Annotated in this window: 12 protein-coding genes; 7 read left to right on the forward strand and 5 right to left on the reverse strand. The window is 68.0% G+C overall.

The features are described from left to right. Nucleotides 1–113: 113 nt before the first annotated feature. Entirely contained in the window at nucleotides 114–536 is a 423-nt protein-coding gene (locus J4709_RS40530; RefSeq protein ID WP_208249867.1) for a hypothetical protein, read from the reverse strand. A 338-nt stretch (nucleotides 537–874) separates the two neighbouring features. Here J4709_RS40530 and J4709_RS40535 point away from each other — a divergent pair, with 338 nt between their 5' ends. The 5 genes from J4709_RS40535 (at nucleotide 875) to J4709_RS40555 (ending at nucleotide 6,526) form a co-directional block, all read left to right on the forward strand. Then, complete coding sequence (locus J4709_RS40535; RefSeq protein ID WP_208249869.1) at nucleotides 875–1,483, forward strand: hypothetical protein; 609 nt, start codon at nucleotides 875–877, stop codon at nucleotides 1,481–1,483. Nucleotides 1,484–2,106: 623 nt separating this feature from the next. After that, nucleotides 2,107–3,495, forward strand: a complete 1,389-nt coding sequence (locus tag J4709_RS40540) for an FG-GAP and VCBS repeat-containing protein (protein ID WP_208249871.1) — start codon at nucleotides 2,107–2,109, stop codon at nucleotides 3,493–3,495. Between the two features lie 756 nt (nucleotides 3,496–4,251). Continuing rightward, entirely contained in the window at nucleotides 4,252–5,220 is a 969-nt protein-coding gene (locus J4709_RS40545) for a WXG100-like domain-containing protein (protein ID WP_208249873.1), read from the forward strand. 240 nt (nucleotides 5,221–5,460) lie between these two features. Next, the gene (locus J4709_RS40550; RefSeq protein ID WP_208249875.1) at nucleotides 5,461–5,826 is read left to right on the forward strand and encodes an SCO4402 family protein; all 366 of its coding nucleotides are present in this window, start codon (nucleotides 5,461–5,463) and stop codon (nucleotides 5,824–5,826) included. Nucleotides 5,827–6,187: 361 nt separating this feature from the next. Next, nucleotides 6,188–6,526 carry a hypothetical protein gene (locus tag J4709_RS40555; protein ID WP_208249877.1) on the forward strand — a complete coding sequence of 113 codons (339 nt, stop codon included), beginning with the start codon at nucleotides 6,188–6,190 and terminating at the stop codon, nucleotides 6,524–6,526. A 13-nt stretch (nucleotides 6,527–6,539) separates the two neighbouring features. Here J4709_RS40555 and manA read toward each other — a convergent pair whose 3' ends face one another. From manA to mmsA, 4 genes are all read right to left on the reverse strand, one after another. Then, entirely contained in the window at nucleotides 6,540–7,685 is a 1,146-nt protein-coding gene (gene manA / locus J4709_RS40560; protein ID WP_208249879.1) for a mannose-6-phosphate isomerase, class I, read from the reverse strand. A 120-nt stretch (nucleotides 7,686–7,805) separates the two neighbouring features. Beyond that, complete coding sequence (locus J4709_RS40565) at nucleotides 7,806–8,906, reverse strand: substrate-binding domain-containing protein (RefSeq protein WP_208249881.1); 1,101 nt, start codon at nucleotides 8,904–8,906, stop codon at nucleotides 7,806–7,808. A 109-nt stretch (nucleotides 8,907–9,015) separates the two neighbouring features. Then, nucleotides 9,016–10,323, reverse strand: coding sequence for a multiple monosaccharide ABC transporter permease (mmsB, locus tag J4709_RS40570; protein ID WP_208249883.1), 1,308 nt, complete (start codon nucleotides 10,321–10,323; stop codon nucleotides 9,016–9,018). After that, entirely contained in the window at nucleotides 10,320–11,840 is a 1,521-nt protein-coding gene (mmsA, locus tag J4709_RS40575) for a multiple monosaccharide ABC transporter ATP-binding protein (RefSeq protein ID WP_208250138.1), read from the reverse strand. Before mmsA ends, mmsB begins: the two co-directional genes overlap by 4 nt. A gap of 383 nt (nucleotides 11,841–12,223) precedes the next feature. On the opposite strand from mmsA, the gene J4709_RS40580 reads away from it, so the two are divergent. Both J4709_RS40580 and J4709_RS40585 read left to right on the forward strand, forming a co-directional pair. After that, on the forward strand, nucleotides 12,224–13,435 hold the full coding sequence (locus tag J4709_RS40580; RefSeq protein WP_208249885.1) for an ROK family transcriptional regulator: 1,212 nt from the start codon (nucleotides 12,224–12,226) through the stop codon (nucleotides 13,433–13,435). Nucleotides 13,436–13,494: 59 nt separating this feature from the next. After that, nucleotides 13,495–14,418: an ROK family protein gene (locus J4709_RS40585; protein WP_208249887.1), complete on the forward strand. Its 924-nt coding sequence runs from the start codon at nucleotides 13,495–13,497 to the stop codon at nucleotides 14,416–14,418. Nucleotides 14,419–14,433: the final 15 nt, after the last annotated feature.

The following is a 14,433-nucleotide window of genomic DNA, read 5'->3' on the forward strand; positions in this document are numbered from 1 at the left end:
TCAAGGCCGGCCTGTGCGGCTTCAAGCTTGCGGCGTCGATATCGGCGGCGCCAACCAGCTTGGCGGCGGGGTCCTCGTCCTGGGCGATGGCCTCAAGGCCGGCCTGTGCGGCTTCAAGCTTGCGGCGTCGATATCGGCGGCGCCAACCAGCTTGGCGGCGGGGTCCTCGTCCTGGGCGATGGCCTCAAGGCCGGCCTGTGCGGCTTCAAGCTTGCGGCGGCGCTTGGCGGTGCTGCGGTCGCGCGCTGCTCGCGGGTGATGCGGTCTTCGCCGTAGTCGTCGGCGATCTCGATCAGGCGGTCCTTGTGCTCCTTGACCTCTGCGCGCAGCGCTGCGACGTCTTCGGCGGCGGTCCGGGCCCCGATGATGTCGGCGGGTTCGGAGTTGCGTACCGACCCCTTCAAGGTCGCGATGACAAGCGCGTCCATCTCGGCGCGGTCCACCTTCGGCGTGTCCGGTCGTTCCCTGGTGGGATTCCACACACAGGGGAAGCCACCGCCGTGCCCGGTGACGGTCACCGGCGGCGCGGAGGTCATTGAACGAAGTAGTGGTGCAGAGCGGCGCTGCACACCGCCTGGCGGGCAGGGCCTGCGGGAACCGGCAGTGACGCTCCCTGCCGACCCAGCCCGGCGCCCGGTGGCGCGGCTTCTGCGCTTGCTCGCCTCGGGAGCGTCTGGATCTTCGCGATTCCACATGCTGAGACCACAGTGGTCTATCCGCGTTGCTTACGGGCATCGGGAGCGGCGGCCCGGAGCGCGGACCGGGGAGTGCTGGCGCGGCGGGGCCTGATGCGACAAGAGGGGCGCGGACGGGCCGGGACCGGTCCCGATGTGTTGGTGTGAGACTGGCCCAGCCGCACCTTCAGGGACGGAGAGTGACCAATTCCGAGAAGACCATTGACCATACGGGCTCTGTGATAGCGGTCTCTGCTTTTGGTCGAGGTCTCTCGTCGGATGAGTCGCGCAGACAGAACGGAACGGTCATGGACACCTGTCCGCGTTGCCAGTCGACCGAGCGTGTAGAGAGGGCCAGCACGATCGTCGCTACCGGGATTCAACCGCTCAGCAGGCTCCTGTGGTGCCCGCACGTGCCATCCATGCCGACCAGAATCAAAGTTTACCGGGTGTGTAACGTGGTCGGCGTTTTCATGTTCCTGGGGGCCGCCGCCTCTACGAGCACGCCACCGGCGACGCAGGAGGACGCAGACGCGGCCTGGTTCGGATCTTTGGTTCTTCCATTTGCGGTGTTGTTGATCACCGCTGGCCTCACCCTGCTGCTGGTTTCGGGTCAAGCACGCAGAGAGTGGCAGGCGGCTAAGCAGTGTGATCAGGTGGTCAGGCAGCTGTGGCCGCTCCTCGACTACTGCCACCGCTGCAACACCATCTTCCTGCCGGGCGGATCATTCGCTACTGATCCCGTCCATACTTCACGGTTCCTCCGGGACGCTGCTGACTACATGCTCGCGGCTCATCGGGGCCGCTGAGCACTATTGGGTCTGTGGCGCGAGCTCCGGTTATCGGGGCGGAGACCTTTCTCATGCCGATGTCCTCGCGGGAGGGAGCGGTCGGGGCTGCGGAATGTAGATGTGGAGCAGGCCATCGATGTCGCTCAGTGGGGCGGTGGGTTCGCGGAGGAGATCGCCCCAGTCATCATCGTTGCGAACTGCGCCGACGGCGGTTTCGAATGCCGAGGGTGTGGTGCCCCGGAGCGATGCGTTACGGTCGCGCTGGCCGCGGTCCCGCCAAGTGCTGGAGCTGCTGGGGGTGTCGCTTGCCGCTGAAGATGAGCACGTAGCTGCCATTGAGGATGTGCATGTGGCGGGTGTGAGTGTGCCCCGCCGGGGCGATGTCGGCGGGGGCACTGGTGTTGATAGTGGCAGCTGCGTGTTGATCGTGCCTTTGGTGTCGTTGGCGGTGCCGGTTGTGGGCGGCCTCTTGATGTGGAGCGAGAGAGCGTGAAGAGCTAATCGGATGGGTTGATTCGCGACCGGGGAGGCAACTTGTGTGCCGCCGTTCGTGGTTTGGTGTTGAGGGGCTGCTGGAGTCGATCGACTACGGCGGGCCGTCGTTCCCAAGACGAAGGTAGGGCACCGTGAAGAGACGTTCAGTGATCGCGGTCGGCGTTGCGCTCACCGCCGGTCTCGCCGCCGCAGCCCCTCTCGCTGATGACCAGGGGTCGAAGGCCGCGCCCGGCACGTGGAGCACGCCCGGCACCGCTGCGCCGTTGCGGCCCGTCCTTCCGGCGCGGCCTGCCACCTTCACCAAGCCTGCCAAGCACGCCGATTTCAACGGTGACGGCTACGGCGACATCGTTGTTCCGGGCCCAGGGTGGGGCAAGGATCCGAGCAGGGGCCTCAGCTTTGTCGAGGTGGTTTACGGCAGCCCCGCAGGACTGACCCCCAGCCGCCGCCAGAGCATCGGGCCGTCCACCTCGGGCATTCCCGGCACCGCGTATGGCGCGCAGATGGGTGCCGCCGCCGATTTCGACCGCGACGGCTACGCCGACCTGGCGCTCGAATCGGTCGAGGACGGCGGGTCCTCGGTCGTGATCTTCTACGGCTCGGCCACAGGCCTCAGCGGTCGGTCGATAGCGTTGAAGGGCCCCGGAGACTTCTCCTTCGACACCCTCGCGGTCGGTGATTTCGACGGGACTGCCGGCACGGACGTGGTCGTCACCGGCAAGGGGGAGTGCTGGGTCTTCCGCGACATCACCACCAAGCCCGTCCCCGGCACCAAGATCCCAGTTACCGGCCGTATCGGGGCCAAGATCCGCCGAGGGTCGGTAGGTCCGGGCAGCGTCGCGGCAGCCCGGGCCCCGGTCGTGGCCGACGTCAACGGCGATCGCCGCTCGGACCTGGTGCTGGTCGTTGCGACCCCGGCCGCAGACGGTGAGGAGGGGGAGGACTTCTGGAATGCCGAACTGCGCCTGGGCACCGTCAACGGGCTGAGCACGAAAGCGGTCGGTTTCGGCAACGACCAGGTCTCTGAGCGGCCCGCCCCTGTTGCCGGCGACGTCGACGGTGATGGCAGGACCGACGTCATTGTCACGGGACCCGAGACCGGCACGATCACCGCCTTCCTCGGCACGGCGGGCGGACTCGCGCCTGGGAAACAGATCAGGCTTCCGTTCACAGGAGAGGTCAAAAGGCTGGCGGTCGGCGATACCGACGGCGACGGCAAAGCAGACCTTGCAGCCTTCAACGCGTACACGGCGACCGCGGTCCTGCCCGGCGGCCGAGGCGGACTCGACCTCGCCAGAGCACAGCGCTTCGACAAGGCGACACCCGGCCTGCCCGCCGCGCCCGGAAACGATCTGCGGGGCTTTGCTGACATGGCATCCCTCACCGACGTGAACGGCGACGGCAAAGCCGACCTCATCGTCGAGGCCCCGCAGGAGAACGCTCCTGACCAGGACCGGGTTTTCATCCTGCCTGGCAGCGATTCCGGAGTCACCATCAAAGGCGCCACCGCCTTCAGCGGGGCTGCCCTGAGATGACCGGTCAAGGCCACGCGTCAAGCCACTCGCCCCGAGGGCTCCCGAGCCGCCAGGTCTACGAGCAATTGGTCGAAGTTTCCGGCCAGCAGCCCGAGCACCCAGGCGGCCACCTGTTGTTCGGCGTCGGGAGCGTGCAGGCAGCGGGCGGCCTGCATCGAACCCGGTGCGGTTCCACCTCCGGCTGATGGGCCTGGGAAACCTGTTGCGGCGGGTGTCAGGATGGAATGCATGCGCGTGAGGTTTTCAAGGCTGGATGACGGCAGTCGGGCGTACAGCGTGGTCGAGCGCTCGGACGGCGTCAGATACCGGATCCGTGAGGGAGTCGCGGGCCCCGGCCTTCCGCATGACGCCGTCCACCTGCTCGTTGAGCGTGAGTTGGGGGAGGACGGCGGTTTCTGGGGCGCGGTGGCCGCGGGAGCGGTGTTCTCCAGCATGGAGCACATCGCGGGTTCTGGGTCTGGGCACCCCAAAAGAGATTCTTCAGCTGCCGAGTGCGCATCCGGGTCGCGCACCGCAACTTCAGAGCCGCCCACACGGCGAACCAACGGATGTGGACGCCGCTGTGACCGATGTGCGCATCGAACCGTCGGTGGTGCAGGAGGCGGGTTCAACGTTCGCCACCGGCCAGTGGACGATCAGTAGCGCATGGGACGTCCTGGCATCGACGCTCGCCGGGTGCGAGGGCATGGCCGGTCACGAGCCCGACAAGGCGGCGCTGGCGTTCGCCCCGCACTACAACCAGGCTGTGAGCGCCGCTTGGCGAGGTTTCCAAGCCGCCGTCAAGAGCGTCGGAGGCTTCTCGCTCTGCCTGGGAAATCGGCGGGAAACTACCTCAACGCCGATCACCACTCCACCATCACCCTCCCGGCCGGTACCGGCATCGTCCGGAGTCCGGCACAGCAGTCGGTGCCCTTCTGGGAGGCCGGCCGCCAGGTCGTCACCGACAAGACCATGGCAATGCCGCCGTCAGTCCTGGGCGGGGCATCATCATGGCTGCCGGCGCAACTCGCCGACCTATGGCCGACGGGAGACCCAGGAAAACTGCGAGCCGCCGCGAAGGCTTGGCGGGACGCGGGCGACCGCGTGTCCACTGCCGCCGGGAAGCTCGGAACCGCGATCTACTCGGTCACCGGCGGCAACACCACGGGTGATGCCGAGGTCATCGATTCGGCGTGGTCCAAGCTGTACGGGTCCTGCAACGAGCGGACCGTGCTTTACACGCTTCCCCGGTTGTGTCACAACGTCGCCGAAGCCTGCGACAAGTACGCCGACGCCGTCGACCACGCACACCGCAAAGCCGAATGGGAGTTGGGTGCGGCCGGCGTCCTCGGCGCGGTCCTCCTCGGCGTCGGAGGGTTCCTCACCCCCGAGACCGGTGGGGCGTCCGATGCCGGCGCCATAGCCGTGGACGCCGCCATCGCCCGCGGCATCCTGGTTCCGATCGCCGGCGCGCTTGTGGCGACCGTGGGCGGCCTGAGCGTCGGTGCCCTTGCAGAGCACATCATTCAAGCCACCGAGGACAGCGCGACCAACGCTCCGAGGGTCCAGCCCACCGACGCTGAGACGCAATCGTTGCAGGGTGCCCTCGAGAAGGAGGTAGGAGCCGGGAGTGGAGGGGAGGGCGGTGAATGGGTCGATGGAAAACCTCCTCCAGAAGCGCTCGAGAAGGTGCCAGATAAGTGGGGTGACGGCAGCCCGAACAAGAAGGGAGTCGGCCATCGCTAAACGGATCTCAAAGATCGAGGGAGCGGGATCAGGATCGACGAGGGCGACCCGAACAATCCCCAGCCTGCTCAACGCGTAGACCATGTGGTCGTCCGCGTCAGAGGGAAAGTGATCGGCCGGGACGGGCAGCCGCTGGAAGGGTCGATCAAAGAGAACTGGGAACAGGCTCATATTCCCTTGCCGGAGTGGCTGACATGGCGTACTTGGAGCTCTCCGTGATGGATGCTAAGGTTTGATTTCGTGACCGTACAGTTCCCTGACATGCGCCGTGATGTCATCGAAGCCCTTCAGGCGCTTTCGGATCCGGAGTATCAGCGTCGCGTATGGGTGGAGCACGCTTACCCTCAGCCAGGGTTCTATGATGACCTGACGCACAACGTCAACGTCCTGTACGACGACACCTCGGTCGCGGAAGACCCCCGAGCTCAGATCGGCCTGACGCTGGAAAATGACGCAGAGGCGGAGCCGATGGAACGTCTGGCCGCGGTTCTGGACCCGCTCCTGGACTCCTTGCCCACCAAACTCCAGGATGCTCAGGTGATCTCCCGCCCTGAATGGAGCGCTGTGGTGAAGGCGGCCCAGGAGGCTGCTGAAGTTATTCGCTGAGCTAGCCTTCTCGGCTGCTGAAGTTCGCTCTACGGGTGTTGCTGCAGTGGGTGTACCCTCTGCTTTTTTGTGTGCTTCGGTCTGCGTTCTTCCTTGAACGCGAGGATATGGCTCGTTTTAATAGCGAGTTATTTTGTGGTGCGGGGCGGGTCTAGTAAGTGTTGAGGACGTTGTTGAGAGGTAACTCGTCCCGATAAGCCTGGCTGGGGTGCTTCTGGTCGCTTGTGGCGGTTTCTCTTGCGCGGGGTTCGCTGGCTCGCGAGCGGAAGTGGTTGATTCTGAGCAGTCTTCGAAACACCGGTTCCTCTATGTAGTTGATTGACTGCCTAATGTGATGCATCGTTCTGGTCACTGACTTTGGTTGACGGAGGTCGAGTCCGTCGATCACTGGCCGGCGGGGGCAGCGATGGGAACGCTGGTAGCGGTCGCGCAGAGAGAACTGGCGGTGCGGTGGGCGCGTCTGCTGCGTCTGCACTTCGAGTTCAAGCGTCTGGGTGCCTCGACGAGGGTGCGCTGGCCGCGCAACGGGCGGTGGCGATTGAGAGTCCGCCGCGACAACTGGTCGGAGACGGTCATGTGCGCAGGTGCCGACGGCGTGTACGCCTACATCACGGCGCATGGGCGGTTGCTCGGCACGGCCGGCGAGGTCCGCTACGTTGCCCGGCTGCTGCTTTGGATGGTGAAGCGACGGCAGCAATGATCATTCTAGTCGATCATGGGTGGTCGGACTTGGGGACGGAGGCGCGGAATCCGGTGCCGTCGCCTTCGATCACCAGCGGGCCGGCGCCCTCGTAGGGCACGAACAGTGCCTCGCCCGGAGTGAGCAGTTCGGTGGTGCCGCCGCGAGCCACGCTGAGGGTGCCGTCGGTGCAGAGGATCGTGCTCGGGCCGGGGAGCGGGATGCCGATGGGCGGGCGTGGACGCAGCCTGGTCAGCTGGAATTGCTCGACAGGGGCCGCGTACAGTTCCTCGCCCGTGGGCAGGGGGGAGGGCTGCAGCACTTCAGGCTGCGTGGGAGTGAAGTCGGTGACCGCGGCGAGTTCGGCTCTGTCGATGTGCTTGCCGGTCAGGCCGCCGCGCAGCACGTTGTCGGAGGAGGCCATGATCTCGACGGCCGTTCCACGCAGGTAGGCGTGGATGGTTCGCGGGGCGGTGTAGAGAGCCTGCCCGGGCTGCAGCGCGATCAGGTTGAAGAGCAGGGAGGCGACGACCCCGGGATCGTCGGGGTGGTCCGCCGCGATCATCGCCGCTGCCCGGTGCGCGGGGTCGGGGTCGATCGTTTCTGCGTCGCGTACCTCCGCGACCAGATTGGAGCGGTCGGCGGCAGGCCAGGCGTTCAGCGCTCCCAATGCCGCTTTGGGGCCGACCTCCTCCACGATGTCCGCGAGGCGCCGCAGCCGGGGGCCGTTCAGGGCCCGCAGCAGGCGCGCGGCGATCTCGGGCGTGCGGAATCCGCAGAGCGCTTCGAACGCGGTGAGGGCGTAGACCAGTTCCGGCTTCGGCCAGTCGTCGCGGTAGTTGCGCGTGGCCGAGTCGAGCGGGATTCCGAGCGCTTCTTCGCGCGCGAACCCGCGTTGGGCCTGGTCGGAGTCGGGGTGCACCTGAATCGACAGTGGCTTGGCGACCGCGAGGACCTTGAGCAGGAAGGGCAGGCGGTCCTGCCCTGGGCCCAGCAGCCCGGCGCGGTCCTCCTTGATCGCCGCCAGCAGGTCGGTCCCGTCGGCGAGCCTGGACGGCGCGGTCGGATGCGCCCCGATCCAGAGCTCCGCCTCGGGGCGGGCCGTGGGCGACGGTCTGCCCTGCAGTTCCGCGATGGCCGTCCGCGAGCCCCAGGCGTAGTCGCGGATGGGGTTGTCCAACCGGTGGAGCTGAAGCTGCGTGCCAGTGTGCATGTCGTCGGGCTTCGAGGTTCCTCGGGGCATTCGGCCGGTGGGCAGGGTCCGGCGGGCCGATGACGACCCGCCGGACCGTTCGGCCGCCTACTTGGTGAGCGGGGCGAGCTTGGGGTCGGTGGCGTAGGCCTGGGCGGCGTTCTCCTTGGTCACGATGACCGGCGGGAGCAGGAACGCCGGGACGACCTTCACACCGTTGTTGTAGCTGCTCGGGTCGTTGATCTGCGGCTTGTCGCCCGCCTGCAGCGCCTTCACCATGCTCACGGTCTGCGCGACGAGCTTGCGGGTGTCCTTGTTGATGGTGGAGTACTGCTCGCCGGCCATGATCGACTTGACCGACTCGACCTCGGAGTCCTGACCGGTCACGACCGGGAGCGGCTTGCCGGCGCCCTTCACCGAAGTGAGGATCGCGCGGGCCAGGGTGTCGTTCGGCGACAGGACGCCGTCGAGGGTCTTCTTGCTGTAGGTGGAGGTCAGCAGCGAGTCCATGCGCTGCTGGGCGTTCTCGGCCTTCCAGCCCTGGATGGCGGTCTGCTTGATGTCGGTCTGGCCGGAGCCGACCTTGACCTCGCCCTTGTCGATGGCCGGCTTGAGGACGCTCATCGCGCCGTTGAAGAAGACGGCGGAGTTGTTGTCGTCCGGCGAGCCGGAGAACAGCTCGATGTTGTACGGGCCCTTCGGCTTCTTCTTCCTCATGCCGTCCAGCAGGGCCTGACCCTGCAGCTGACCGACCTTGAGGTTGTCGAACGCGACGTAGTAGTCGACGTCCTTGGTGTTGGTGATGAGCCGGTCGTAGGCGATGACGGTCGCGCCGGACTGCTTGGCCTGCGCCACCTGGGTGGACAGCTGCGCGGCATCGGTCGCGCCGATCACGATCACCTTCGCGCCCTTGGTGACCATCGAGGAGATCTGCGCCTGCTGGTCGGCCACCGTGGTCGAGGCGCCCGCGTACTGCACGTCGGCCTTGAACCCGGCCTGCTTCAGGCCGTTGGTGAACAGGTCGCCGGCGAGGACCCAGTTCTCGGAGGTCTTGGCGGGCAGCGCCACGCCGATGAGCGAGTCCTTGGCGAAGCCCTTCCCGCCGCTCTTGCCGTCGGAGCCCTCCCGGTCGTTGGAGCAGGACGCGGCGGTGAGTGCGAGCGCGGCCGCCGCGCCGACCGCGAGGGTCTTGGAGAAGATGGAGCGCATTGTCGGGTGACCTTTCTTGGTTACTGCGGGGCGGGTGTGCCACGGCAGCGCCGATCGGGAGCCTGCCTGGAAGGATCTGGTCGGCGGGGGACCTGGCGGCCGTGGCCGGTCAGCCGGTGGTGGCGGCCTTGGCGGCCGTGGAGTCCTCGGGAGACGGCGGCGACGTCTTGTCCGCGGGCGGCGCCTGGTCGCGCTGGAACGGACGCATGATCGACCCGATGACCGAGAAGCGGCCCTGCTTCTTGTTGAGGACGTCCAGCGCGGCGGCGAGCAGCAGCACCAGGCCCTTGATCATCTGAACCCGGTCCGAGCCGACGCCCTCGAGCTGGAGGCCGTTGTTCAGCAGGGCCATGACCAGGCCGCCGACGATGGAGCCGCTGACGGTGCCGAGACCGCCCGAGACCGCGGCCCCACCGATGAACACCGCCGCGATCGCGTCGAGCTCCCAGTTCAGCCCGTCCTGGGGGCCGGACGCCGCCGACCGCGCCACGAAGATCATGCCTGCCAGCGCGGCGAGGACCCCCATGTTGGTCATCACGAGGAAGTTGACCCGGCGGAGCTTCACGCCCGAGAGTTCGGCGGCACGGGAGTTGCCGCCGACGGCGTAGATGTGCCGTCCGCCCGCGGTGTTGCGGGTGTAGAACGAGTAGGCGATCACCAGGACGGCCAGGATGATGCCGGAGATCGGCAGGCTCGTGCCGACCCGGCCGCCGGCGAAGCGCAGCGTGGCGAGGATGATGACGCCGAGCATGACGGCCAGGCGGATCGCCGAGACCCAGAGCGGGGCGAGGTCGGCGCCCATCTGCTGCCGGACCTGCCGTGCGCGCCACTCGCGCACCACGACCGCGGCGCACGCCAGCAGGCCGAGCAGCAGCGTCAGGTTGTTGTAGCCGGAGTCCGGCCCGACCTCGGGCAGGAAGCCGGCGCCGATCTTGCGGAAGCCCTCCGGCACCGGCACGGTGTCGGCGTTGCCGATGTACTGGTTGGCGCCGCGGAACAGCAGCATCCCGGCGAGCGTGACGATGAACGCCGGCACTCCGACATAGGCGACCCAGAAACCCTGCCAGGCGCCGATCGCGGCGCCGACGAGCAGCCCGAAGGCGATCGCGACCGGCCACGGCAGGTTCCACTCCGACATCGACTTGGCGACCACGATGCCGGTGAACGCGGCGACCGAGCCGACCGACAGGTCGATGTGCCCGGCGACGATCACCATCAGCATGCCGATGGACAGGATCAGGATGTAGGAGTACTGGCTGACGACGCCGATGAGGTTTCCCGACGACAGGGTGAGGCCGTCGGTGAGGATCTGGAACAGCAGCACGATCGCCACCAGGGTGAAGATCATGCCGAACTGCCGGGCGTTGGACTGGGTGCCCCCGAAAAGGTTCTTCCTCAGGTCTTGGTATCGGCTCATGGCGTCGCCAGCTTCTTGTTGGAGGTCATCTGCTTCATGAGGAGTTCGGGGTCGGCCTCGCCGCGCGGCACCTCGCCGGTGATGGCGCCCTCGAACACGGTGTAGATCCGGTCGCACAGGCCGATCAGCTCGGGCAGCTCGGAGGAGATGACGATGACCCCCGTGCCCTGGTCGGCGAGCCGCTGGATGATCCCGTAGATCTCGTACTTGGCGCCCACGTCGATGCCGCGCGTGGGCTCGTCGAGGATCAGCAGGTCCGGGTCGGTGAACATCCACTTCGCCAGCACGACCTTCTGCTGGTTGCCGCCCGACAGCGTGCCGACCCCGACGTCGACCGTGGGCGTCTTGATCCGCAGGCTCCGGCGGTACCGGCCGGCGACCTCGTGTTCCCGGAACTTGTTGATCACCCCGCGCTGGGTGATCTTCGACAGCTTCGCGGCGACGATCGAGGTCTTGACGTCGTCGAGCAGGTTGAGCCCGATCTCCTTGCGGTCCTCGCTCACGTAGGCCAGACCGTGCTCGATGGCGTCGGAGACCGTCTTCAGCCGGATCTCCTTGCCGTCCTTGTAGGCGTGCCCGCTCTCCCAGACCCCGTAGGAGCGGCCGAACAGGCTCATCGCGAGTTCGGTGCGGCCGGCTCCCACGAGGCCGGCGAAGCCGACGATCTCGCCGCGGCGGACGTTGAAGCTGGAGTGCTTCGCGACCAGCCGCTCGGCTGAGACGGGGTGGCGCACCGTCCAGTCGCGGACCTCGAAGAACACCTCGCCGATGTCGGGGGTGCGGTCGGGATACCGGCTGCTCAGCTCGCGGCCCACCATGCCGCGCACGATGCGGTCCTCGTCGACGCCGTCGGCCTCGACGTCCAGCGACTCGATGGTCCGCCCGTCCCGCAGGATCGTGATCGAGTCGGCGACCGCGGCGATCTCGTTCAGCTTGTGCGAGATCATGATCGAGGTGATGCCCTGCCGCTTGAACTCGCGCAGCAGATCGAGCAGGTGCTGCGAGTCGTGCTCGTTCAGGGCGGCGGTCGGCTCGTCCAGGATCAGCAGCTTCACGTCCTTGGCGAACGCCTTGGCGATCTCGACCAGCTGCTGCTTGCCGACGCCGATGTCCTTGACGAGGGTGTCGGGGTCCTCGTTGAGGCCGACCTGCTTCAGCAGTGCCAGGACGCGGTGGTGGGCGCCCTTCCAGTCGATCGCGCCGTTCCGGCGCATCTCGTTGCCCAGGAAGACGTTCTCGGTGATCGACATCCCCGGCACCAGCGCGAGCTCCTGGTGGATGATCACGATGCCGGCGCTCTCGCTCGCGCGGATGTCGCCGAACCTGACCTCCTCGCCGCGATAGATGATCTCGCCGCTGTAGGTGCCGTGCGGATGCACGCCGCTCAGCACCTTCATGAGGGTCGACTTCCCGGCGCCGTTCTCGCCGACGATCGCGTGGATCTCGCCGGTGCGGACCGACAGGTTGACCTCGGCCAGCGCGGTGACGCCCGTGAACGTCTTGGTGATCGACCGCATCTCCAGCAGGACCGTGCCGGTCTCCGCGTTGGTGGCGGCGCCCCCGGCGGCGTCCTTGGCGGGGCCTGTGTCCTTTCCGGGATTCATGCCCGATGTCCCCTGTCCCGCAGCCCACCACGACTGCGCGTGTCCGGGCCATGAGGGACGCGGCGTGCCTCTGACATCAACATCTCCGGTGATCTTTGCCTTGCCTGCGGGGGGGGGATCAGGGTCGGGCGCGACCCGCTGACGGGCGCACGCGTATGACCTGCGTTACATCGAGAGGACTTTAAATCCAATTGTTTTACAAAGTCAACGGCGGGGGCCAGAATACTGTTGGCGCCCGGGACCGGTGCCGGAAGAGAGGACCTTCGTTGCGGCAGGCAGGCACGAACCTTCCTAAGGTGGGGCGCTACAACCGTGCGGTGGTGCTGGACCAGATCCAGCTCGCCGACGGCATCAGCCGCGCCGAGATCGCCGAGCGCACCGGCCTCACCCCGCAGACGGTCTCCGGGATCGTGAAGAAGCTGCTCGCGGAGGGCATCGTCCGGGAGGACGGCTCCAGCCGCGTCGCCGGGCTCGGCAAGCCCCGCACGACGCTGCGGATCAACAGCGCCGCGGGCAGCGCGGTCGGCCTGCACTTCGACCCGGTCGAGCTCACCTGCGTGGTCGTCGACCTGGTCGGGCAGCCGCTCGTGCTGAAGCGCCGCCCGACACCGGTCGGCGCGCAGCCCGCCGAGGTCGTGTCGGCCATGGCGGAGCTCGCCGGCCACGTGCTCGCCGAGGCGGCCGTGCCGCGCGAACGCGTGCTCGGCCTCGGCCTGGCCAGTCCAGGCCCGATCGACCAGGACCGCGGCATGGTGGTCGCGCCGCCCAAGCTCGCGAACTGGTCGCACGTGCCCATGAAGCAGCTGCTGAGCGAGGCGACGGGCCTGCCGGTCACGCTGGACAACGACGCCACCGCCGCCGCGATCGGCGAACGCTGGTCGGGCGCCGGGCGCGGGATCGCCAACTTCGCCTACTTCTTCTTCGGCACCGGCATCGGCGGCGGCCTCATCCTCAACCACCAGGTCCACCGGGGCGGCTCGCTCAACGCCGGCGAGTTCGGGCACACGTCGGTCGTACCGGACGGCCCGCGCTGCTACTGCGGCAACCGGGGCTGTCTGGAAAGCCTGACCAGCCCCACCGCCCTCGTCGCCGAGACGCACCGCCGGCTGGCCGAGGGGGGCACGGGCAGCGCACTCGAGGCGTCCTTCGAACGCGACCCCGGCCTCGTCGACCACGCGGCGGTGCGGCACGCCGCCGCCGAGGGGGACCCGCTGGCCGCCGCGGTCATCCGCGCGGCCGCCGAACTCGTCGCGTCCGTCGCCGTCAACGTCGTGAGCATCGCCGACGTGGACCTGATCGTGCTGGGCGGTCACGGCATCAGGCACGTCGAGGCCCTCTATCTCGACGCCGTCACCCAGGCCCTCGCGACCAGACCGTTGTCACGGCACGTCCGGATCGCGGACGCCGCGGTGTCGCCGCTCGGCCCCGACGCCGCCGTCATCGGCGCCGCCTCGCTCGTCCTGCACGCCACCTACTCGCCGCAGCTGTCAGCGCTCCTGGAGGACTGACCGGCGCGGTTCGCCGCCTCCCGGCGCTCGCACGCCACTCACACATCAAGGACTTGTTCATGGACCATGACGTCGTGCTCGCGGTGGACATCGGCGGCACCAAGATCAGCGCAGCTCTGGTGGGCGCCGACGGGCGGATAAGCCGGCAGTCCGAAGTCGCCACCCCCGCCACCGGGCCTCTGCTCGAGGACGCGATGCACGGGCTGCTCACCTCGGTGGCCGAGGGCGCCTCACCGTGCGCGATCGGGCTGGCCTCGGCGGGCCCGGTCGACCCCCCGCGCGGCCGCGTCAGCCCGGTGAACATCCCGGCCTGGCGGGCGTTCCCGCTGCTCGACCTGGTCGGCGCCATCATGCCGGGCGTCCCCTCCGTCCTGGTCGGCGACGGCATCGCGGCAGCGTTGGGCGAGCACTGGCTCGGCGCGGGGCGCGGCGTCGAGGCGATGCTCGGGATCGTGGTGTCCACAGGCGTCGGCGGTGGTCTCGTCCTCAACGGCGAGGCCTACCCCGGTCCGAGCGGCAACGCCGGCCACATCGGACACCTCGTCGTCGATCCCGCCGGTCCGTCATGCTCGTGCGGCGCGACCGGATGCGTCGAGGCCTACGCGAGCGGCCCGTCGATGGTCAGATGGGCTCATAGCCAAGGATGGGCGGGGCCCGACGCCCGCGCTCTCTCCGCCGATGCCGCTCGGGGCGACACCGTACCGCTCGCCGCGTTCGACCGCGGCGCCCAAGCGCTGGCCCGCGGCATCGCCGCCACGGCCACGCTGTGCGACCTGGACGGCGTCGTGATCGGCGGCGGCCTCTCGGCCGCCGGTGAGGTGCTTTTCGCGCCGCTGCGCAAACACCTGGACGGCTTCCTCACCCTCGACTACGTGCGGCGGCTGACCGTCACGCCGTTCGAGCTCGGGCGTTCGGCCGGACTGCTGGGCGCAGCCCGCAGCGCCCTCCCGACCGCCCAGCACGAGTTCCCTACCCCCGCCTAGAGCCTGTTTCCCCGA

The sequence above is a fragment of the Actinomadura violacea genome, assembly GCF_017573465.1.
GTDB classification, from domain to species: Bacteria; Actinomycetota; Actinomycetes; order Streptosporangiales; family Streptosporangiaceae; genus Spirillospora; species Spirillospora violacea.